13 protein-coding genes are annotated in these 23,472 nt (G+C 36.2%); 10 read left to right on the forward strand and 3 right to left on the reverse strand.

Translation table 11 applies throughout. The features are described 5' to 3' along the window. Positions 1-122: 122 nt before the first annotated feature. On the forward strand, positions 123-1,349 hold the full coding sequence (locus M666_RS18250) for an RsmB/NOP family class I SAM-dependent RNA methyltransferase (protein ID WP_029445723.1): 1,227 nt from the start codon (positions 123-125) through the stop codon (positions 1,347-1,349). Between the two features lie 114 nt (positions 1,350-1,463). Further along, complete coding sequence (gene purL, locus M666_RS18255; protein WP_029445722.1) at positions 1,464-5,123, forward strand: phosphoribosylformylglycinamidine synthase; 3,660 nt, start codon at positions 1,464-1,466, stop codon at positions 5,121-5,123. Between the two features lie 51 nt (positions 5,124-5,174). Here purL and M666_RS20820 read toward each other — a convergent pair whose 3' ends face one another. After that, positions 5,175-5,297 carry a hypothetical protein gene (locus M666_RS20820; RefSeq protein ID WP_262486527.1) on the reverse strand — a complete coding sequence of 41 codons (123 nt, stop codon included), beginning with the start codon at positions 5,295-5,297 and terminating at the stop codon, positions 5,175-5,177. A gap of 111 nt (positions 5,298-5,408) precedes the next feature. Next, positions 5,409-8,009 (reverse strand): T9SS type A sorting domain-containing protein, encoded by a 2,601-nt coding sequence (locus M666_RS18260; RefSeq protein WP_029445721.1) that lies wholly within the window; start codon positions 8,007-8,009, stop codon positions 5,409-5,411. A gap of 247 nt (positions 8,010-8,256) precedes the next feature. On the opposite strand from M666_RS18260, the gene M666_RS18265 reads away from it, so the two are divergent. The 5 genes from M666_RS18265 (at position 8,257) to M666_RS18285 (ending at position 16,449) form a co-directional block, all read left to right on the forward strand. Then, positions 8,257-10,026, forward strand: coding sequence for an AMP-dependent synthetase/ligase (locus M666_RS18265; protein WP_024479809.1), 1,770 nt, complete (start codon positions 8,257-8,259; stop codon positions 10,024-10,026). Positions 10,027-10,461: 435 nt separating this feature from the next. Further along, positions 10,462-10,914 carry a MarR family winged helix-turn-helix transcriptional regulator gene (locus M666_RS18270; RefSeq protein WP_029445720.1) on the forward strand — a complete coding sequence of 151 codons (453 nt, stop codon included), beginning with the start codon at positions 10,462-10,464 and terminating at the stop codon, positions 10,912-10,914. A 14-nt stretch (positions 10,915-10,928) separates the two neighbouring features. After that, the gene (locus M666_RS18275) at positions 10,929-13,334 is read left to right on the forward strand and encodes a 3-hydroxyacyl-CoA dehydrogenase/enoyl-CoA hydratase family protein (protein ID WP_029445719.1); all 2,406 of its coding nucleotides are present in this window, start codon (positions 10,929-10,931) and stop codon (positions 13,332-13,334) included. A 4-nt stretch (positions 13,335-13,338) separates the two neighbouring features. Further along, positions 13,339-14,529 (forward strand): acetyl-CoA C-acyltransferase, encoded by a 1,191-nt coding sequence (locus M666_RS18280; RefSeq protein WP_025614406.1) that lies wholly within the window; start codon positions 13,339-13,341, stop codon positions 14,527-14,529. A gap of 120 nt (positions 14,530-14,649) precedes the next feature. Continuing rightward, on the forward strand, positions 14,650-16,449 hold the full coding sequence (locus M666_RS18285; RefSeq protein ID WP_025614405.1) for an acyl-CoA dehydrogenase FadE: 1,800 nt from the start codon (positions 14,650-14,652) through the stop codon (positions 16,447-16,449). Positions 16,450-16,732: 283 nt separating this feature from the next. Here the strand turns inward: M666_RS18285 and M666_RS18290 are convergent, their stop codons facing one another. Continuing rightward, a complete protein-coding gene (locus M666_RS18290) occupies positions 16,733-18,538 on the reverse strand; it encodes a glycoside hydrolase family 15 protein (RefSeq protein WP_029445718.1) in 1,806 nt (601 codons plus the stop codon). 104 nt (positions 18,539-18,642) lie between these two features. Here M666_RS18290 and M666_RS18295 point away from each other — a divergent pair, with 104 nt between their 5' ends. The 3 genes from M666_RS18295 to M666_RS18305 are packed head-to-tail and all read left to right on the forward strand — an operon-like array spanning position 18,643 to position 23,412. Beyond that, complete coding sequence (locus M666_RS18295) at positions 18,643-20,850, forward strand: bifunctional alpha,alpha-trehalose-phosphate synthase (UDP-forming)/trehalose-phosphatase (protein WP_029445717.1); 2,208 nt, start codon at positions 18,643-18,645, stop codon at positions 20,848-20,850. Positions 20,851-20,891: 41 nt separating this feature from the next. Then, entirely contained in the window at positions 20,892-22,052 is a 1,161-nt protein-coding gene (locus M666_RS18300; protein ID WP_029445716.1) for an MFS transporter, read from the forward strand. Between the two features lie 22 nt (positions 22,053-22,074). Next, positions 22,075-23,412 carry a M28 family peptidase gene (locus tag M666_RS18305; protein ID WP_039326577.1) on the forward strand — a complete coding sequence of 446 codons (1,338 nt, stop codon included), beginning with the start codon at positions 22,075-22,077 and terminating at the stop codon, positions 23,410-23,412. Positions 23,413-23,472: the final 60 nt, after the last annotated feature.

A 23,472-nucleotide genomic window follows, 5' to 3' on the forward strand; every position in this document is an offset into this window, starting at 1 on the left:
TTTCGATTAAGGTCTAATCTAGACCGCGACAATGATAATTTTAATCAAAATTAAAGGGAATCAGTTCTAATACAATACCTTTGCAGCCTTAATTTTTAGTTAAAACAAAAAGATTTAAATAAATGAAGCTACATAGAAATTTGGTGTTTGCTGTTGTGGATGCCTTAAACCTCATTTTTAATGAAGAGGAATATGCTGATAAAGTAGTTCAGAAAGTATTAAAGTTTGATAAACGATGGGGTGCTCGTGATAGAGGTTTTATAGCAGAAACTACCTATGAAATTGTACGTTACAAACGTTTATATATAGAAATTGCAGAAGTAAAAGCACCATTTAGTAGGCCTAATTTATTTAGGGTATTTGCTGTTTGGGCTGTACTTAGAGGTATTGAATTACCCGATTGGAAACAAATAGAAACCGTTCCTACTCGTAAGATTAAAGGACGTTTTGATGAGCTTTCAAAAATTAGAAAATTTAAAGAATCTATTCCAGATTGGATGGATGAAATTGGAGAAAAATCATTAGGTGAAAAACGCTGGACTAAAGAAATAAGCGCTTTAAACCAACAAGCAGATGTAATTTTAAGAGCAAATACTTTAAAAACTACCAAAGAAGCACTTAGAGCTAATTTATTAGAAAACGGTATAGATTGTGAACCTATTGCAGGGTATACAGATGCTCTAAAATTAGCAGAACGTGGCAATGTATTTAGAACAGATGCATTTCAAAACGGAATGTTTGAAGTACAAGATGCTTCTTCGCAGCTAGTTGCAGAATTTTTAGATGTAAAACCTGGGCAACGTGTAATAGACACTTGTGCTGGTGCTGGTGGTAAAACCTTGCATATTGCTGCCTTAATGGAAAACAAAGGGCAATTAATTGCCATGGATATCTACGAAAACAAGCTAAAAGAATTAAAACGTAGAGCAAAGCGAAATGGTGCTTTTAATATAGAGCCTAGAGTTATTGATTCTACCAAAGTAATTAAAAAGCTATATGGTAAGGCAGATCGTATTTTGATTGATGCGCCTTGTACTGGCTTAGGTGTTTTACGTAGAAACCCAGATGCAAAATGGAAGCTACAACCAGAGTTTTTAGAAAAAATAATGGCTACTCAGCAAGAAATTCTTCGTAGTTACAGTAGAATGTTGAAACCAGAAGGGAAAATGGTATATGCTACCTGTTCTATTTTACCGCAAGAGAACAATGAACAGGTAAAAACTTTCTTAGCTTCTGAGGAAGGAAGAGATTTTAGATTGCTAAAAGAAAACAAAATTTACTCCTCTGAAAGTGGGTATGATGGGTTCTATATGGCTCTATTAGAAAAAGTAGCTGAGAAAAAAGCATAAAGTCGATTAAAAAGTAATCAACAATTAAGCTAAAAACTGTTAACTATTCCTGTAAATAATTCAATGAAAAAAATGTAAATTTGTGCTTTCTTAAACGAACAATTTAGACCGCACATGATTCACTTTTTCGGGGAAGTCACCAGTAAAGTTTTTGCAGTACAAACCAAAAACGAACTATCAGAAGAAAATATTTCAAAATTATCGTGGTTGTTTGGCAACCAACCTAAAATAAATACGGCGTCTCTTGACGCCTTTTTTGTTGGCCCACGGGCAGCGATGATCACACCTTGGAGCACCAATGCTACTGAGATTACTCAGAATATGGGTATCGAAGGTATTCTTAGAATTGAGGAGTTTTCTGCTTCGAATGAAACAGATAACGGCTTTGATCCAATGCTCTTACAGAAATACAAGGCATTGGATCAAGCTATATTTACGGTAGCGATTGCTCCTGAAGCGGTATTAAATATTCAAGATATTGCCGCTTTCAATCAAAAAGAAGGTTTAGCCTTAAGTGATGAAGAAGTAGGCTATCTAGAAACACTCGCTAAAAAGTTAGGCCGTAAACTTACAGATTCTGAAGTTTTTGGCTTTAGCCAAGTAAACTCAGAACATTGTCGTCATAAAATTTTCAATGGTACTTTTGTCATTGACGGAAAAGAAAAGCCGTCTTCGCTTTTCAAATTAATTAAAAAGACTTCTAAAGAAAATCCTGGAACCATAGTATCTGCTTATAAAGATAATGTAGCCTTTGTCTCAGGCCCTAAAGTGGTACAATTTGCTCCAAAAAGTGCCGATAAACCAGATTTCTACGAAGAAAAAGATTTTGATTCTGTCATTTCATTAAAAGCAGAGACACATAACTTCCCTACCACTGTAGAGCCATTTAATGGCGCAGCTACGGGCGCTGGAGGCGAAATTAGAGACCGACTAGCAGGTGGTAAAGGTTCTTTACCTTTAGCAGGAACTGCGGTATACATGACTGCTTATTCTAGACTAGAAGAAAACAGACCATGGGAAAAAGGGATGCCTGAGCGTGAATGGTTGTACCAAACCCCTATGGATATCTTAATAAAAGCATCTAATGGCGCGTCTGATTTTGGAAACAAATTTGGACAACCGCTAATTACAGGTTCGGTGTTAACCTTTGAACACACAGAAGATGATCGTCGTTTAGCCTATGACAAAGTAATTATGCAAGCAGGTGGTATCGGCTACGGAAAAGCAGAACAAGCAATAAAAGACAAGCCGGAGACTGGAGATAAAATTGTAATCCTTGGTGGTGACAATTACCGTATTGGGATGGGTGGCGCTGCTGTGTCTAGTGCAGATACGGGAGAATTTAGTGCTTCCATAGAATTAAATGCTATACAACGTTCCAATCCTGAAATGCAGAAACGTGCCGCTAACGCCGTTCGTGGCATGGTAGAGAGTGATGTGAATACCATTGTTTCTATTCACGATCATGGAGCAGGCGGGCATCTAAATTGCTTATCAGAATTAGTAGAAGAAACGGGTGGTAAGATAGATTTAGATAAATTACCTGTAGGCGACCCTACCTTATCGGCTAAAGAAATTATAGGGAACGAATCTCAAGAACGTATGGGATTAGTTATTGGCAAAAAAGATGTAGATCTCCTAGCGCGTATTGCAGAACGCGAGCGTTCTCCTATGTATGAAGTAGGAGAAGTAACTGGTGATAATCGGTTTACTTTCGAATCTAAAACTACAGGAGAAAAACCTATGGATTTAGCCTTGGAAGATATGTTTGGCAGCTCTCCAAAGACGGTAATGACCGATAAAACAATCCCTAGAAACTATGATAATGCCCAGTATTCTTTAGAGTTTTTCCATGATTACTTAGATCATGTTTTACAATTAGAAGCGGTAGGATCTAAAGATTGGCTTACCAATAAAGTAGACCGTTGTGTAGGAGGTAAAGTAGCCAAGCAACAATGTGCTGGTCCATTACAATTACCCTTAAACAATTGTGGTGTAATGGCCTTAGATTTTAAAGGTAAAGAAGGTATCGCTACTTCTATTGGCCACTCTCCTATTTCTGGTTTAATAGATCCTGCGGCAGGAAGTAAAAATAGTATTACAGAAGCACTTACAAATCTTGTTTGGGCGCCATTAAAAGATGGCTTGGCATCTGTTTCGCTATCTGCTAACTGGATGTGGCCTTGTAAAAATGAAGGTGAAGATGCCCGTTTATATGAAGCTGTTCAAGCAATTTCGGATTTCTCTATTGCATTAGGGGTTAATGTACCCACTGGAAAAGATTCTCTTTCCATGAAGCAAAAATATAAAGATGGTGATGTAATTTCTCCAGGTACCGTAATTATATCAGCAGCAGGAAATTGTAACGATATTACGAAAGTAGTAGAACCCGTATTACAAAAAAATGGGGGTGCTATCTACTACATCAACCTATCTAAAGACAACTATAAATTAGGGGGCTCCTCTTTTTCACAAGTATTAAATAAAATTGGTAATGAAGCGCCTACGGTTACAGATGCTGAGTACGTGAAAACTGTATTTAATACGCTACAAACATTAATAAAAGAAGATAAAATTACAGCTGGTCATGATGTTGCTTCAGGCGGACTAATTACTACTTTATTAGAATTATGCTTTGCTGATGTTGATTTAGGAGCTACGCTGGACCTCTCTAGTTTAGGTGAAGAAGATACCATAAAATTATTATTCGCTGAGAATGCAGGAGTTGTTTTTCAAGCAAAAGATGACACCATTGAGACCTTATTAAAAGCTGCAGGCATAGATTTTAAAAAGATAGGAACCGTTACTCACGAGAGTACCTTAACCATTAAAAATGGTGGTATGGAAATGGGATTAAACATTGTTTCCTTAAGAGATACTTGGTTTAAAACTTCTTATTTATTAGATAATAAACAAACGGCAAATGGCTTAGCTAAAGACCGATTTGATAATTACAAGAATCAAGCTTTAGACTATGTCTTCCCAGTTGGTTTTGAAGGTAAATTACCGAAAATTGAAGGAAAACGACCAAAAGCGGCAATTTTAAGAGAAAAAGGTAGTAATTCTGAACGAGAAATGGCTAATGCGATGTACCTAGCTGGTTTTGATGTGAAGGATGTACATATGACCGATTTAATCTCTGGTCGTGAGAATCTAGAAGACATACAGTTTATTGGTGCTGTTGGTGGCTTCTCTAATTCAGATGTTTTAGGAAGTGCCAAAGGATGGGCAGGAGCTTTTAAATACAATGAGAAAGCAAATACTGCGCTAAAGAATTTCTTTGCAAGACCAGACACATTATCGGTAGGTATTTGCAATGGTTGTCAACTATTCATGGAACTAGACCTAATTAATCCGGAACATCATACCCATGGAAAAATGACGCATAATGATTCTAACAAACACGAAAGCAACTTTACTTCTGTAGAAATTCAGAAAAACAATTCTGTAATGCTTTCCTCTCTTGAAGGTTTAAAACTAGGTGTATGGATTTCTCATGGTGAAGGTAAATTTAATCTACCGCTTTCTGAGTCTGATTATGCTATTGTAGCTAAATATGGTTATGAGGGCTATCCTGCAAACCCAAATGGTAGTGATTTTAATACCGCTATGCTTTGTGATAAAACAGGAAGACACTTGGTTACGATGCCACATATTGAACGTTCTACATTTCCTTGGAACTGGGCACATTACCCATCCTATAGAAAAGATGAAGTAACGCCTTGGCTACAAGCTTTTATAAATGCTAGAGTTTGGATTGAAACACAAGAATAATAAACTTCGTTTAGAATATAAAAAAGACCACTTTTCACAAAGTGGTCTTTTTTATTTTGAAATAGCATTAAGGTTAGTTTCAAAATACGATTTAAAGTGAGAAGCTGTAGCTGCATTAATTTCACTTTCTACAGCAAATATTCCGTTTTTAGTACTTAAAGATTTTAATGCCATATGGAATCTATTAATATGAGGTTGGTGAGTAGTTTGATTTTATTTGCAATAAAAAAGACCATCTAAAATTAAATGGCCTTTCTATTCATAGCAATTAATTATCAATCAATATCATTTAACAACAATCTTTCCGCTCCATATCTGATCTTTACTCGCTAACTTGTAAAAATAAATTCCAGGACTCAAGTCTTTACGAGGTATTGTAATTTCGTTCTTTCCGACTACACTTGTTCCTTCTTGCGAATGGTTATTTAATAAAATTCCATTTAGAGAAAATAACTCCAACGTATAGGTATCATCTGTTCTTGAAGTATAATATAAGGTAGTTGAAGCTTCTACTGGGTTAGGATATATTAAAGCTTTTGTGCTCGTTTCTTCCTCCACGATAATTTCTTCTTCTATAGCAGATCTATTATTAAAATCGATCTCGGATACTGTCATTTCTTTTTCCTGAACACTTCCATCCGTAGAATGCATATTAAAAAGTACCACTTTTAAGTTTGAAAAATTTCCTATACTATTTGCTTCATTTTTAAAATCTGAAGCAAGAATCGTAAACATTTTATCTTCATCACTTAGCAGAAGTTCTGTGGTGTAAAAAGCGCCATCACCTTTTAATATTTTAACTTCTAAAGTTCCTGTTCCAGAGGCATTAAAAGATAATTTCTCATAAGCAGACAAATCTACTGCTTGAAAACGTGGTGTTAATGCACGATAAACACCTAAATAATTGGCAGTCGTTCCTTTAGCATGAACATTCCGTTCTATCCTATATCCACTATGTGCATAGCTAGTTTCATTCTGCTGCACATCATACACAGTTACGGTGGTATTGTCAGAAGATTCATCTAAACCCCAAGGTGCATCTGCAACAAAAAGATCATCTGGTGTATCGCCTTGCGCATTTTGTATTCTAAATCCAAAATCAAACAATGCTCCTGTTTCTACCGTAATACTTTCTACCCTTGAAGCAATAGTTGTCGCTAAGTTCAAGTTATCTGTACCACTAGTTTCTGTCTTTTTCATTCCACCATCCATAGTAATAGACGTACTATTATTATTGTTGGTAAGCTGTAAGTTTATAGCACCATTAGCATAACTAGCACTTCTTACAAAAACCGGAGGTGGTGTAGACCCTTTATAATCGATAATTATGTTATTAGCCTCCAAAAGGTTTAGTATTTCATCTCCTAACTTCAGTAAATCGTCAACCGAATTAGACCATATTTGAAAATTATAATAAGCTGTATTCTTCTCATAAGCATCAATATTCCAATGAGATTCTACTACAAATTCATCATTCTCGTTAACTCTTGCAGAAAATGTCAAAGCAAATTCTATACTGCCGTCGGCTTGTTTAATAATTGACTTAATAAAATCTTTTTCTCGTAATTGAATCGTAGACACCGATAATAATTGGGCGCCTAGAAAACGATCACATATAAACTTACTGTGTTCATACACATTATCATCCGTTTTTATCACCATTAAAGCACTAACGGTTTCACTCTCTTTTAAATAATCAACAGAGAAAATATCAGAGGCATTTGTAAGCGCTAATAAATCTGCTGGCGAAGATTCTATCGTAGAAGTCTCCCCTACAATACCTAAAGGCACCAACGTATTTAATGGAATTTCTTTACTGGTATAGGCTCCTTTTCTTTTATAATTAAATCCTTTCTTTATGGTTTTAGCGGTGGTTTTATCAAACTTATAATTAGCTGTTGCTCGATTAAAGTTTCGCTGATTTATTAAACTAGAGAGTCTGTCATTACTTTCTAATCCTCCATCATTACCTCCTGATGTTGTTGTAATGGTAGGGCAAGAACTTATTCCTGAACAAGAAGGATCATCACAATCTACCAATCCATCACCATCATCATCTACTCCATTTATACAATCCTCTTGCGGTACAGGTGCTGTAGGACAACGTGCACCATCATTACTTGCACTCGCCGGACCAAAGGCAAATATATTAGACACCATAGCACCGTTAGAAATAGTATGTACATTGTTTATTTTATACACAGAGCCCGTTTGATTGGCAGAGATATAGAAATTACCATCTACATCAAAATATACCGCTCCATAGGTATAGTCAAATCCTGAAAGTATAGGCACAACGCCCAAGTCTTCCACGTCTCCTGTAGCTACAGAAATTCTATACAAAATATTGGACCCTTTTTCAACCGCATATAATTTGTTATCCACTGCATTAAAGGCCCAATCATGTATACTAATATTTTTATTTAAAGTAAAAGAACCAAGATATTCTAAGTACGTTTCAGAAGCTGGATTTAAATCTATCCCATAAAAGGTACTACCTCCTGCTTTGAAATAATAAATCCCATCAATACTAATATCTCCTACATACTTATTTTTAGTGTCTGGTAATTCTGGAATCTCAAAAATTTCTGGTATAAAATCTTTTCCGATACGGACAATTGATTTAGAAGGTGATGACAAATAGCCCCATAAATATCCGTCTGCAGAATTATATGCTGCTGCATTAATACTTCCAGGAGTTACGTTTTCTGCTACAATATATGATCCTCCAGAAGCTAAATCGACCGCATAGATATCGTTATATTGAAATAAATACGCATTAAAATCACATTCAAAAGGCTCGGATTGCGCTTTTATAAAAGTAAAATTACAGAGGATTAGTAGGATAAGAATAGTACAATTAAGATTGGAGTAGTTTTTTTTCATCGATTTTAGTTTTGGTACTGATTAAAACAAAAATACAAAATAATCGAAGGATTTTTCCTACATTTGATTTAATAGTACTTATAACTAGTTAAATTGCAGTTTATTGTAGATGACTGGAAAAAATAATTTTATCAGAAGCATAAAATCATTTTAACGAATTTGATGGTAGAAACGTTAATATTTATGTGATTCTCAGTTTTAAAGTCGGTTTTTTTCTTATTTTGCAATACAAATTCAGATTAAACCTATGCAAAACATAACCCGACTCTTTGATTTTCCTTATTATCAACTAGAAAAATACAACCTTGAAAAGGCACTAGTTACTAAAACTGATGGGAAATGGGTTGCGACATCAACAGAAGAGTATATAGACAAAGCAAATACGATAAGTAGAGCTTTATTACGCTTGGGCGTAAAACCAAATGACAAAATTGCTCTTATTTCTTCCTCGAATAGGACCGAGTGGAATATTATGGATATTGGCATACTCCAATTAGGAGCGCAAAATGTTCCTATATACCCAACAATATCGGAAGAAGATTATGCGTATGTTTTAAATCATTCAGAAGCAAGCTACTGTTTTGTTTCTTGCTCAGAGGTGTATGAAAAAATTAAAGCGATTAGACATGAGGTGCCTAACTTAATTGATGTCTTCTCTTTTGATACGCTAGGTGACTGCAAAAATTGGTCAGAAGTTTTAGATTTAGGAAAAGATACTTCAAATCAAAATGAAGTAGATGATTTAAAAAATGCGGTTAAAACCACAGATTTAGCTACTTTAATATACACTTCTGGTACCACAGGAAGACCAAAAGGTGTTATGCTTTCTCATGAGAACATTGTAAGCAATGCGCTTGGAAGTTTTCAACGGATTCCAATAGAAGTAGGAGCATCAAGAGCCTTAAGCTTTTTACCTTTATGCCATGTGTATGAGCGCATGCTCATTTATTTATACCAATATTGTGGCTGTGCTATTTACTACGCTCCTATTGATCAAATAAGTGAATATGCTCAGGAAGTAAAACCACATGTCATGACGGCGGTGCCTAGGTTGTTAGAAAAAGTATATGACAAAATTATTGCCAAAGGAACTGACTTAACAGGTATTAAGAAAAAATTATTCTTTTGGGCAGTGGATATAGGCTTACAATATGAGCCTTATGGACAAAATGGCTGGTGGTACGAACAAAAACTGAGCTTAGCGCGTAAATTAATTTTCAGCAAATGGAAAGCTGCCCTAGGTGGGGAGCTGTCTGTAATGGCTTCTGGTAGTGCTGCACTACAACCTAGATTAGCGCGCATTTTTAATGCTGCAGATTTTGGTGTGATGGAAGGCTACGGCTTAACAGAGACATCACCAGTAGTTTCGGTTAATGATATGCGTAATGGCGGTTTTAAAATAGGTACTGTTGGAAAACCAATTGACAGAACTGAAGTTAAGATCGAAAGTGATGGTGAAATTTGTATTAAAGGGCCACAAGTAATGCTAGGGTACTTTAAAGATGAGGCTAAAACTAAAGAAGTAATCATCAATGGCTATTTCCATACCGGAGATATTGGAGAGATAGATGCAGAAGGGTTTTTAAAAATCACTGATCGTAAAAAAGAAATGTTTAAAACATCGGGCGGTAAATATGTAGCGCCTCAATTGTTAGAAAACAGATTTAAGCAATCTAGATTTATAGACCAAATTATGGTGATTGGAGAAGGTGAGAAAATGCCTGCCGCATTTATTCAACCCGATTTTGATTTTGTTAAAAATTGGGCTAAGATTCACAATGTCACCATCACAAGTAATGAAGACCTTGTTAAAAATGAAAAGGTTATTGCTAGAATTCAAGAAGAAGTAGATGATGCCAATACAAACTTTGCAAAATGGGAAACGGTGAAACAATTCCGATTAACACCAGATGCATGGAGTGTTGAAAACGGACATCTGACCCCTACCCTAAAATTACGTCGTAAGATTGTAAAAGAGAAATACGTAGAATTATACAATGACATTTACGGACATTAATCATTTTTATAAGTTCTAAAAAACAATGCCAATACGATATGCAGTTAAAACGCAGATTGTATTGGCATTTTTATTTTTACCCTTCATTCTACAATCAAGCTACCTTATTACACTTTTTAGAACCTATACTAAAACCTAGATAGTAAAATTTTTATTTCACCACCACTCCATCATAAATTTATTTTTTTTGCAAAAATACAGGCTCAACGGACCCAATGCATTCTAAACCTACCACCCTGTTGTTATGAGTAGAAAATTTCTTACAAAAACCGAGCTGCTTTTATAATTAATTAGTCTACAGTACGTTAAAACCTTAGTGTAATACATTATCTTAGATTGTAGTTTAAAGAATTAACAATCAACATCAAAAAATTTCCACAAATTTATTATGCATGCATAATAAATTTTACTATATTTGAGTTCTATAAATAATGTATGAAGGAGCTTACAATAGATTATGCTTTAAGAGCCACTTGGCAAGCAGTTGCCAGAATGTATAATGAAGAGGCTAAAAATTTTGAGACCACCATGGCGGTAGGTTTCACTTTATTAAGTATTGATCCAAAAACAGGCACCCCTTCTACTGCACTAGGTCCTAAAATGGGCATGGAAGCAACGAGCCTTTCTAGAATACTAAAAAGTATGGAAGAAAAAGGCTTGATTATTAGAAAACCAAATCCTAATGATGGAAGAGGTGTTTTAATTCACCTAACACCATTTGGCCTAGAAAAAAGAGTGGATTCAAAAAATGTTGTACTTCGTTTTAATGAAGTAGTTAAAGACAACGTTCAGGAAGATCACTTAAATGGTTTTTTTGAAGTTATGGATACCATTAATAAGTTGGTTATAGATAAGAAAATTTACACTAAAGATTCAAAAACAATTTAATCGTAATGAATTCGATGAATAAACACATTAAGAAAGTAGCCGTTGTTGGTTCTGGAATTATGGGAAGTGGCATAGCATGTCATTTTGCTAATATCGGAGTTGAAGTATTATTACTAGATATTGTCCCTAGAGAACTAAATGAGAAAGAAAAAGCTAAAGGCTTTACGCTTGAAGATAAAGTGGTTCGCAATAGATTGGTAAATGACTCATTAACCGCAGCATTAAAATCTAAACCGTCACCAATTTATAATCAGAAATTTGCTGATCGTATCACAACAGGAAACCTTGAAGATGATATTGCTAAAGTTTCTAAGGTAGATTGGATTATTGAAGTGGTGGTAGAACGACTTGACATTAAAAAGATAGTCTTTGAAAATTTAGAAAAACATAGAACACCAGGTACTTTGATTACCTCAAACACCTCTGGTATTCCTATAAAATTCATGAGTGAAGGGCGTAGTGAAGATTTCCAGAAACATTTCTGTGGAACGCACTTTTTTAACCCTGCACGATACTTAAAACTTTTTGAAATAATTCCTGGTCCTAAAACTTCACCTGAAGTATTAGACTTTTTAAATGGATATGGGGAACAGTTTTTAGGTAAAACTTCAGTTGTTGCTAAAGATACTCCTGCTTTTATTGGAAACAGAATTGGTATTTTTAGCATTCAGAGTCTTTTCCATATGGTAAAAGAGTTAGGAATGACTGTGGAAGAAGTAGATAAATTAACGGGCCCCGTAATTGGCCGTCCTAAATCTGCTACCTTCAGAACTGTTGATGTAGTAGGTTTAGATACGTTGGTTCATGTGGCAAACGGAATTGCTGAGAATTGCAAAGACGATGAAAAATTAGACCTATTTAAATTACCAGCCTTCATCAATACTATGATGGAAAATAAATGGCTGGGAAGTAAAACAGGGCAAGGTTTTTACAAAAAATCAAAAGATGCTAAAGGAAAAACAGAGATCTTAACGCTAGATTTAGATACCATGGAGTATCGTTCTAGTAAGAGAGCGAGTTTTGCCACTTTAGAATTAACAAGGACTATTGATAAGGTTGCTGACCGATTTAAAGTATTAGTTGCTGGAAAAGATAAAGCTGGTGAATTCTACAGAAAGAGTTTTGCTGCATTATTTGCGTATGTATCGCATAGAATTCCAGAAATTACAGATGAGCTTTATAAGATTGATGATGCAATGAAAGCTGGATTTGGATGGGAACACGGACCTTTCCAAATTTGGGATGCTATAGGCATTGAAAAAGGACTTGAAATAATGAAGGTAGAAGGAGAAACTCCTGCTACTTGGGTCAATGATATGTTAGCCAGTGGAACAAAATCGTTCTACGCTGTTAAAGACGGAGCTACTTATTTCTATGATATCCCGAAGAAATCTATTGAAAAAATTCCAGGTCAAGATTCGTTTATCATTTTAGACAACATTAGAAAATCTAAAGAAGTTTTCAAAAACAGCGGTGTTGTGGTTGAAGATTTAGGAGATGGAATCTTGAATGTAGAATTCCAATCTAAAATGAATACCATTGGTGGTGATGTTTTAGCCGGTTTAAATAAGGCTATTGACCTTGCTGAAAAAGACTTCCAAGGTTTAGTCGTTGGTAATCAAGCGCCAAATTTCTCTGTGGGTGCAAACATCGGAATGATTTTTATGATGGCCGTAGAGCAAGAGTATGACGAGTTGAACATGGCTATTAAAATGTTCCAAGATACGATGATGCGCATGCGTTATTCTGCGATACCAACTGTAGCTGCTCCGCATGGAATGGCACTAGGGGGTGGTTGTGAGCTTTCACTTCATGCAGATAAAGTAGTCGCTGCAGCAGAAACTTATATTGGATTAGTAGAATTTGGTGTTGGTGTCATCCCTGGCGGGGGTGGTTCTAAAGAGTTTGCGGTTAGAGCACAAGACCAATTTCATAAGAATGATGTAGAGCTTAACGTGCTTCAAGAATACTTCTTAACTATTGGTATGGCTAAGGTTTCTACCTCAGCCTATGAAGCCTTTGATTTAGGCATCTTACAAAAAGGGAAAGATATTGTTGTTGTTAATAAAGACCGACAAATTGCTACAGCTAAAGCGCATGCTAAATTAATGGCAGAGGCTGGATACACGCAACCGGTAAAACGTAAAGACATTAAAGTTTTAGGAAAACAAGCTTTAGGAATGTTCTTAGTAGGTACAGATTCTATGGAAGATAGTAACTACATCAGTGAGCACGACAAAAAGATTGCTAACAAATTAGCTTATGTTATGGCTGGTGGAGATTTATCGGAACCTACACTAGTTACGGAGCAATATTTGTTGGATCTAGAGCGTGAAGCATTTTTATCTCTTTGTACAGAACGTAAAACATTAGAAAGAATTCAGCACATGTTGAAAACTGGGAAACCTTTAAGAAACTAGAAAAATGAAAACAGCATATATAGTAAAAGCATATAGAACAGCAGTCGGTAAAGCTCCAAAAGGGGTCTTCCGATTCAAAAGAACAGATGAATTAGCCGCAGAGACCATTCAGTATATGATGAAGGAGCTGCCGCAATTAGATAAAAAAAGAATTGACGATGTTATCGTAGGGAATGCAATGCCAGAAGGTTCTCAAGGACTTAACATGGCCCGTTTAATTTCTTTAATGGGATTAGACGTGGTGGATGTTCCTGGAGTAACGGTAAACCGTTTTTGTTCTTCTGGTATTGAAACTATTGGTATTGCAACTGCAAAAATCCAGGCAGGAATGGCAGACTGTATCATCGCAGGTGGTGCAGAAAGCATGAGCTCTGTTCCTATGACGGGAAACAAACCAGAATTAAATTATGACCTCGTTAAATCTGGTCATGAAGATTACTACTGGGGAATGGGAAATACTGCAGAAGCCGTAGCCAAACAATTTAAAGTATCTCGTGAAGATCAAGATGAGTTTGCTTACCATTCTCATATGAAAGCTTTAAAAGCGCAAGCAGAAAATCGTTTTCAAGACCAAATTGTTCCTATTGATGTAGAGCAAATCTACGTGGACGAAAATGGAAAAAAAGCAACTAAAAAATATACGGTCACTAAAGACGAAGGTCCTAGAAAAGGAACAAGTAAAGAAGCTTTAGCTGGTTTAAGAGCTGTTTTTGCTGCTGGTGGTAGTGTTACTGCTGGTAACTCATCTCAAATGAGTGATGGTGCTGCTTTTGTAATGGTAATGAGTGAAGAGATGGTTAAAGAATTAAACCTTGAACCTATAGCTCGTTTGGTAAATTATGCTGCGGCAGGTGTTGAGCCACGTATCATGGGTATCGGTCCTGTAAAAGCAATTCCGAAAGCATTAAAGCAAGCCGGATTAAAACAAGAAGATATTGAATTGATTGAGTTGAATGAAGCATTTGCTTCACAGTCTTTAGCCGTAATGCGTGAGTTGAAATTAAATCAAGATATCGTAAACGTTAATGGTGGTGCTATTGCCCTAGGTCACCCACTAGGATGTACTGGAGCAAAACTATCGGTGCAACTCTTTGATGAAATGCGCAAGAGAGATATGCAAGGTAAGTATGGTATGGTAACTATGTGTGTAGGTACTGGCCAAGGCGCTGCAGGAATTTTCGAATTCTTAAAATAAAATCCCATTTCAATCTTTCTATTAAGGCCGGATTGAGAATAAAAAAAATAAAAATCTTAACTTAAAATAACATCGTTTTTCTCTTTTTTTAAAGAAATGGCGATAGGAAAAATTATAACAATGGCAGAAAAAGAAATACTACGTGGCGGTCAGTTCTTAGTAAAAGAAACCAACTGTGAAGACATATTTACGCTTGAAGATTTATCTGAAGAGCAAAAAATGATGCGTGATAGCACCAAAGAATTCGTAGACCGCGAACTTTGGGCGCATTGGGAACGTTTTGAGAAAAAAGATTACGCTTATACAGAAGAGACCATGCGTAAAGCGGGTGAACTTGGATTGTTAAGCGTTGCTGTACCCGAATCTTATGGAGGAATGGGTATGGGCTTTGTATCTACCATGTTAGTTTGTGATTATATCTCTGGTGCTACAGGTTCTTTTAGTACTGCTTTTGGTGCCCATACGGGTATTGGTACTATGCCAATTACATTATATGGTACGGAAGAGCAAAAACAAAAATACGTTCCTAAATTGGCTTCTGGTGAGTGGTTTGGCGCTTATTGCCTTACAGAGCCAGGTGCAGGATCTGATGCTAACTCTGGTAAAACTAAAGCAGTTTTGTCTGATGATGGTAAACATTATAGTATTTCTGGTCAAAAAATGTGGATTTCAAATGCAGGTTTCTGTAGTGTATTCATTGTTTTTGCAAGAATTGGTGATGATAAGAACATCACAGGATTTATCGTGGAAAATGATCCTAGTAATGGTATTTCTTTAGGTGACGAAGAGAAAAAATTAGGTATTCATTCTTCTTCTACGCGTCAAGTATTCTTTAATGAAACTAAGGTACCTGTAGAGAATATGCTTTCTGATAGAGGAAACGGATTCAAAATTGCCATGAATGCCCTTAACGTAGGTAGAATTAAATTAGCTGCTGCTTGTTTAGATGCACAACGTCGTGTTATTGGCGAGGCTACTAAATATGCCAATGAGCGTATTCAGTTTAAAACTCCTATTATGAATTTTGGTGCTATAAAAGCTAAAATAGCGAATATGGTTACTAATGTTTATGCTGATGAATCTGCTGCTTATAGAGCTGCGAAAAATATTGAAGATAGAATTGCAATGCGTGAAGCTGCAGGAAATTCTCATCAAGAAGCAGAACTAAAAGGTGTTGAAGAATATGCTATAGAATGCTCTATTTTAAAAGTAGCTGTATCTGAAGATTGCCAAAGTACTACGGATGAAGGTATTCAGATTTTTGGAGGTATGGGCTTTAGTGCTGATACACCCATGGAATCTGCCTGGAGAGATTCTCGTATTGCTCGTATATATGAAGGTACCAATGAAATTAACCGTATGTTAGCGGTGGGTATGCTTGTTAAAAAAGCAATGAAAGGTCATGTAGATCTTTTAGGTCCTGCAACTAAAGTTGGTGAAGAATTAATGGGTATCCCTTCTTTTGAAACACCAGATTTTTCTGAGCTTTTTGCTGAGGAAAAAGATTTGGTGGCTAAATTGAAAAAAGTATTTTTAATGGTAGCTGGTTCTGCTGTGCAAAAATACGGTGCTGAATTAGAAAACCATCAACAACTGATGATGTCTGCTTCTGATATATTAATTGAAATATACATGGCAGAGTCTACTATACTAAGAACTGAGAAAAACGTAAAACGATTTGGTGAAGCAGAACAAGCTACACAAATTGCGATGTCTAAATTATACTTATACACTGCTGTAGATACTGTTATCCAAAAAGGAAAAGAAGCTATTGTTTCTTTTGCTGAAGGTGACGAGCAACGTATGATGTTAATGGGCCTTAAGCGTTTTACAAAATATACCAATAACCCTAATGTAGTAGCTTTACGCACGCAAATTGCGGATAAAGTAGCTGCAGACAATGGTTATACCTTTGACTAATTCTGATTATTATTTGTTTTAAACGCAGAAGGAAGAACCGCTCTTAATAGAGCGGTTTTTTTATTTTTAGTATATTGGGAGCAACTTACGCGCTAGTTTTTTTTCACAAGACGAAATAGTTTGGCGCTGCGGTTAGAACTGCCTGATACTTCAGATGAACCCTAAGGAGCTTTAAGGAAGCATTCTTAAAGCTACAGCTTTTGTATAAATAAAAAAACTAGCTTTCTTTACTGAAAGTTCAGTATTGAAAACTAGTTCTAAATACAAATTAAATATAATTCTATTACTCTCTCATAGACTCTAAAACATTTTCTTCAGAAGCCTTGTTAGAGAAGTTAATAGCACATTCTATCAATGCTAAGTGTGAATATGCTTGCGGGAAATTCCCTAATAAGCGTTTTGTTTTAAAATCTACATCCTCACTAAATAAGCCAAGGTGGTTGCTATAACTTAACAATTGCTCAAAATGATGCAGTGCCTTTTCTTCCTGGCCTATTTTAAATAAGCTATTGATGAACCAGAAGGTACAGATGGTAAATGAAGAAGAAGGCTCACCAAAATCGTCCTCATTCTTATAACGGTATAACAAGCCATCATTACATAAGTCTTTTTCTACGGCCAATACCGTACTCACAAATTTTGGATCTTTGGCTTCAATAAATCCGTAAGACTCCATAAGTAATACAGAAGCATCCATATCTGAAGAACCATACGATTGTGTAAATGCTTGCTTTTCTTCATTCCAAGCATTTTCCATGATGTCCTTCTTAATTTTTTGCTCTAGAGGCCTCCACTTTTCAATTTTATGTTTTTTATCTAAAAGCTCTGCTACTTTTATAGCTCTATCTATAGCCGTCCAACAAAGTACTTTTGAAAAAGTAAAGTGCCGGTCTTCTGAACGAAATTCCCAAATACCCTTATCTGGTTCTTGCCAATGCTTTTCTACAATCCAAACAATTCCTTTGGTAATCCCCCAAAGCTCTTCGCCGTTTTGGATTCCTATACTGAACTGGTTGATCAATTCGTAGATCACGTCCATCAGGATCCCATAAATATCATTCTGTACTTGCTCGTAAGCTGCATTACCTACTCTTACAGGTTTAGAGCCTTTGTAACCACTTAAATGCTCTAAGGTTTGCTCTGTTAGCTTTTTCTCACGATTAATACCGTACATGATCTGTAACTTCTCATCCTTATCTGGAATCAAATCAATGATGAACTGCAAGTAACGTTTCGCTACATTCTTATGTCCAAGATCTGAAACCACTTTGATCACCATAGATGCATCACGTATCCAACAGAAACGGTAATCCCAATTACGAACTTCTCCAATGGTCTCTGGAAGTGATGTTGTAGCGGCTGCTAAAACAGCTCCTGTCTTATCATAACTTAATAATTTCAAAGTAAGTGCACTACGTTTAATTTCTTTATCAAACTTCTTATAGGTGGGCGTTTTCTGAGACCAATCCATCCAATAAATGCGCGTACGTTCTAAGTTTAAAAACACTTTTTCCGTCGTCGGTAAGAATATTTTCTCGTTATAAGCTAGTAGAAAAAAACCATTTTCTTCTAGTGTAATTTCTGCACCATTCAATACCTTCTCTTTATCAAAAGAAGTGTATAAGAATACCGTATCAAACTTAACTTCGTGCGTTAAACTCGCTATAAAATCTTTCTTTATAAAAGATTCTGTTTTGCCTTGTGCATATTCCAATTTAGGGTTGTAAACCACTTTAAATTTTGGTTTTCCTGCTACAAGTTTCACGAAACGCGAAACTTCTGGTGGTGCAAAAAACGTATCATCCTCTTTATGAAACCTTGGCATAAAGTCATGAATTTCAAAACAGTTTTCTTCTCCTTCTGTAAATTTGGTAATTAATATTGCCGTTTCAGCATCATAGAACTGTTGTATCTCATACGTATCTTCAACTTCAAAACCAAAGCTCCCTCCTATTTCTTCATCCAATAGCTTTGCAAACACCGAAGACGAATCAAATTCTGGCAAACAACACCAGTCCATTGAACCATTCTTAGAAACTAATGCTGCACTCCTACAATTTCCTATTATTCCGTAGTCTAAATTATCCATATCAATAAATTGCTAACTCAAAAGGTTAATAAAATTGTCATTACCCTTCTTTTTCACGAAATTTAGAGAAATTAATTCTAAAAAACTGTAAAAACAACCGAATAATGGGCAAAACTATCATAATCTCAAACAGACTACCGATACAATTACAAATTCATAATGGAGGCATAACTGCAATACCAAGCGTGGGTGGATTGGCTACTGGAATGAAATCTGTGCACTCTGGTGGAGATAGCCTTTGGATTGGATGGAGTGGTTTAACCGACGAAGAAATCCCTGAAAACTTAGTAGGTGATATTGATGATGCACTGTCAAAACATGGATCATCAAAAGTAAATCTATCCCAACAAGAAGTAGATGGCTTTTATTACGGATTTAGTAATAGAACCGTTTGGCCTCTATTCCATTATTTTTTAGAATATTCAGAATTTGAAATAGAAAGCTGGGAGACCTATAAAAAAGTAAATCAGAAATTTGCCGATGCCATTGTAGCAAAAGCAGATGATGATGATACGATATGGGTACATGATTATCAATTGATGTTGGTTCCGCAAATGGTGCGTGAAAAATTACCAAACATTTCTATTGGTTTCTTTTTACACATTCCGTTTCCTTCATTTGAAATATTTAGAACCTTACCATGGCGTAAAGAAGTATTAGAGGGATTATTAGGTTCTGACTTAATAGGCTTCCATACCTATGATTATGAACGTCATTTTTTAAGTTCTGTACGTCGTATTCTTGGTTTAGATGTAAGTTTTAATGATATCTACCTAGAAGACCGTATTATAAAAGTAGATTCTTTCCCGATGGGAATTGATTATAAGAAATTTAGTGATGCTGCACTAGAACACCAACAACGTTCAAAAGCAGAGCAATCTGAATTACAGCAACGTTTAAATAACCATAAGGAATCTGCCCCAGATGCCAAATTTATTCTTTCCATAGACCGTTTAGACTATACTAAAGGAATTGCGAAACGTTTAAATGCTTTTGAATATTTCTTAACGAAATACCCACAATACAAGGAAAAAGTACGTTTAATTATTTTGGCTGTGCCTTCTAGAAGTAATGTACCACAATACCAACTTTTAAAAAGAGAGGTAGATGAGCTTGTAGGTAGAATTAATGGAGAATTCTCTACCGTAAGTTGGACACCTATTTGGTATTTCTACAGGTCTATGCCTTTTGAAAACTTAATAGATTTATATACCTCTAGTGATATTGCTTGGCTTACTCCTATTCGTGATGGTATGAACCTTGTGGCCAAAGAATATGTAGCCACAAGAACAGACAAAACAGGAGTGCTTATTTTGAGTGAAATGGCAGGCGCCGCCAATGAAATGAATGAATCATTATTAATTAACCCTAATAATTTTGAGCAGATTGCAGATACCATCCATCAAGCAATTCAAATGCCTAAAGAAGAGCAGCAAGAACGTAATGATGTTTTACAAAAACGATTAGAGCGGTATAATGTAGAACGATGGGCTAATGATTTCATGAGCTCCTTAACAGATCAAAAAGAAAACAGCCGTAGCTATGTGTCTAGAAAGCTCTCAGCACAATTATTGGATAAAATTACTGATGATTATAAAACTTCAAAAAGAAGGTTACTGTTTATAGATTATGATGGTACTTTAGCTGGCTTCCATAACAATCCGCAAAAAGCGAGTCCGGATGAAGAATTGTATGATTTATTAGATGCTATTTCATCACAAGAAAATACAGACATGTACCTTATCAGTGGTCGAGATAAAGAAACTTTTACCAAATGGTTCTTACCTAAAAAATACAATATGATTGTAGAACATGGAGTATGGATTTCTGAAAACGGAGCAGAATTTAGCATGTTAGAGAATGTAAAGAAAGACTGGATGGAAAAAATACTTCCAGTATTAGAATCGTTCGTAGACAGAACTCCGGGTAGTTTTATTGAAGAAAAAAACTACTCCTTAGCTTGGCACTACCGCAAAACAGATCCTGATTTTGGTCAAAAAAGAGCTTCGGAATTAAATACGGTATTAACTAGTCTAATTGCCAATGATGACCTTAGTGTTTTAAACGGGAATAAGGTTATGGAAATAAAAAGCAGCAACGTAAATAAAGGCCGTGCCGCAATGCGTATGTATGGTAAAAACGACTACGATTTTGTTTTTGCTATTGGCGATGATTGGACCGATGAATTTATGTTCCAAGAGCTTCCAAAAACTGCTGTAACGGTAAAAGTGGGACTCCAGAAAACATCTGCAAAATATTATGTAGACGGTACTAAAGATGTTCGTAAATTATTAAAACGATTTATAGATTAGTTTTTAAGTTTTCAACGACTAAAAAGATCAAATCATGACTCTTGACGCATAAACCGCATATTTTACCCGTACTAATACTAGCACAATTTGCCTGCACATCCTTATGGTTTGCAGGCAACGCTATTGTAGATGACATTGCACTGAAAACAGGATTAGGGCCAGAGATTATTGGATATGTCCTCTCTTCTGTTCAGTTTGGCTTTATTACGGGGACGCTAGTCTTTGCGTTCTTGATGATTGCTGATCGGTTTTCGCCTTCCAAAATATTTTTTATCTGCGCACTATTCGCTGCTGCTTGCAATTTAAGCCTTCTAGTGGCTGAACTCTCCAAATGGCATTTGCTTTTTGCGCGTTTTGGGACGGGCTTTTTTCTTGCTGGCATTTACCCAATCGGGATGAAAATTGCAGCAGATTATTATGAAAACGGACTAGGTAAAGCCTTAGGTTTTTTAGTAGGAGCTCTAGTTCTAGGAACCTCCTTTCCTTACCTCTTACAAGGATTAGAGCTCAATAGCAATTCTGATACCGTCTTAATTATCACTTCAGTGCTTGCTGTAGTTGGAGGAATTGTGGTGGTATTCTTTGTTCCTAACGGCCCATTTAGAAAAAGAAGTACCAATATAAAAATAAAAGCAGGTATCTCTTTATTCAGAATTCCTGCGTTTAGAACAGCCGCCATTGGGTATTTTGGCCATATGTGGGAGCTATATGCATTTTGGGCATTTACGCCACTAGCCTTATTTACGTACACTGCGCTAAACGGCAGTAACTTTTCAATTCCACTGCTCACTTTTGTAATCATTGCTTTAGGCGGACTCTCCTGCGCATTGGGCGGGTACTTGGCTCAGAAAATAGGTAGTTTTAAAATAGCCTACTATGCCCTATTAGGTTCTGCACTGTTTTGTATTCTCTCCCCTTTGCTTTTCAAATTACCTCCTGTATTATTTCTGATAGGATGGAGCCTCTGGGGCATGGCAGTTACTGCAGATTCACCCCAATTTTCTAGTTTAGTCGCTAATGCTGTTCCTCCCGAACTAAAAGGAACAGGACTAACGCTCGTAAATTGTTTTGGTTTCGCCATCAGTATCATCAGCATACAGCTGCTAACTATATTGTCTACCCAAATAAATCCAACTTTAATTTTCTTATTTTTAGGCATAGGACCACTTATCGGCCTATATGTTATGACTCAAAAAAAATAATTCAATGCTAACACTCAAAAAAATGAAAAAGAAACTACTCCTTTGTCTCCTTACTGCCTTTGTATCATTCCCTATTCTAGCACAGACCGATGCTCGAATATATGAGATTATAGCTGCTGTATCTGAAGACCGTATTAAAAACGATGTGAAGACCTTGACCGAATTTGGAACAAGAAATACCTTTAGTGATACCCTTTCTAATACACGCGGAATTGGTGCTGCCAGACGTTGGATAAAGTCTGAATTTGATATCATCTCTAGCTCCTGTGCAGACTGTATGGATGTTTTTTATCAGAAAGATTTTGTCACTAAAGATATGGGAGCACGTGTTCCCAAAGATGCTTGGGTTGTAAATGTAGTTGCCATTCAAAAAGGAACAAAATATCCAAACCGCTATATAATAATGAGTGGTGATATTGATTCTCGTGCTAGTAATACGATGGATTATACCACAGACGCTCCTGGCGCCAATGATAATGCTAGTGGAATGGCTGGGACTATTGAAGCAGCTCGTGTACTTTCTAAATATAAATTTGAGAACAGTATTATCTATGTAGGACTCTCTGGCGAAGAGCAAGGACTCTTTGGTGGGGGCGGATTAGCAAAATACGCTGTAGAAAAGGGTTGGGATGTTATTGGAATCTTGAACAATGATATGATTGGAAATATCACCGGAGTAGATGGTGTGGTGAGCAATCGTGATTTTAGAATTTTCTCAGAGCCTGTTCCTGCTACAGAAACAGATAAACAACGCCAAATGCGTCGTTTTTATGGCGGGGAAGTAGACGGAATTTCAAGACAATTAGCACGATACATTCATAAAAATGTAAAAACGTATATGCCCGAAATGAATCCTATGATGATCTATAGATTAGATCGTTTTGGTCGTGGCGGGCACCACAGGCCATTTAACGATGCTGGCTTTGCAGGAATCCGTATCATGGAAGCCCATGAAAATTACACCCAGCAGCACCAAGATATCAGAACCGAAAACGGAATACAGTATGGGGATGTATTGGAGCATGTAAACTTTGGTTATGCTAAAAAATTAACGGCCGTAAACGCTATCAACTTAGCGTCCTTAGCATGGGCACCTCCAGCACCAAAAGAAGTGAAAATTGGAGGTATTGTAGAACCAGCAGCAAAATTCGAATGGAGTAAAGTAGATGGTGCTCTAGGCTATAAAATATATTGGAGAGATACTACTTCTCCAACATGGGACCATAGCCGCTATGTAGGCAATGTAACTGAGTTTCTTTTAGAAGGGATTGTTATTGATAATTTTTTCTTCGGAATTTCGTCGGTAGGGAAAGATGGTTTTGAAAGTCCCGTAGTATTTCCGAATGCTATTCTACGATAAATTGAATCAGAGGAAAAAGCAAAACCCCATGCCAAGGCATGGGGTTTTGCTTTTATATGT

This window comes from Cellulophaga baltica 18 (assembly GCF_000468615.2).
GTDB lineage: Bacteria > Bacteroidota > Bacteroidia > Flavobacteriales > Flavobacteriaceae > Cellulophaga > Cellulophaga baltica.

Coding starts and splice junctions, on each gene's coding strand:
- M666_RS18250 (WP_029445723.1), top strand. CDS start 123: ATGAAGCTACATAGAAATTTGGTGTTTGCTGTTGTGGATGCCTTAAAC.
- purL (WP_029445722.1), top strand. CDS start 1,464: ATGATTCACTTTTTCGGGGAAGTCACCAGTAAAGTTTTTGCAGTACAA.
- M666_RS20820 (WP_262486527.1), bottom strand. CDS start 5,297: ATGGCATTAAAATCTTTAAGTACTAAAAACGGAATATTTGCTGTAGAA.
- M666_RS18260 (WP_029445721.1), bottom strand. CDS start 8,009: ATGAAAAAAAACTACTCCAATCTTAATTGTACTATTCTTATCCTACTA.
- M666_RS18265 (WP_024479809.1), top strand. CDS start 8,257: ATGCAAAACATAACCCGACTCTTTGATTTTCCTTATTATCAACTAGAA.
- M666_RS18270 (WP_029445720.1), top strand. CDS start 10,462: ATGAAGGAGCTTACAATAGATTATGCTTTAAGAGCCACTTGGCAAGCA.
- M666_RS18275 (WP_029445719.1), top strand. CDS start 10,929: ATGAATAAACACATTAAGAAAGTAGCCGTTGTTGGTTCTGGAATTATG.
- M666_RS18280 (WP_025614406.1), top strand. CDS start 13,339: ATGAAAACAGCATATATAGTAAAAGCATATAGAACAGCAGTCGGTAAA.
- M666_RS18285 (WP_025614405.1), top strand. CDS start 14,650: ATGGCAGAAAAAGAAATACTACGTGGCGGTCAGTTCTTAGTAAAAGAA.
- M666_RS18290 (WP_029445718.1), bottom strand. CDS start 18,538: ATGGATAATTTAGACTACGGAATAATAGGAAATTGTAGGAGTGCAGCA.
- M666_RS18295 (WP_029445717.1), top strand. CDS start 18,643: ATGGGCAAAACTATCATAATCTCAAACAGACTACCGATACAATTACAA.
- M666_RS18305 (WP_039326577.1), top strand. CDS start 22,075: ATGAAAAAGAAACTACTCCTTTGTCTCCTTACTGCCTTTGTATCATTC.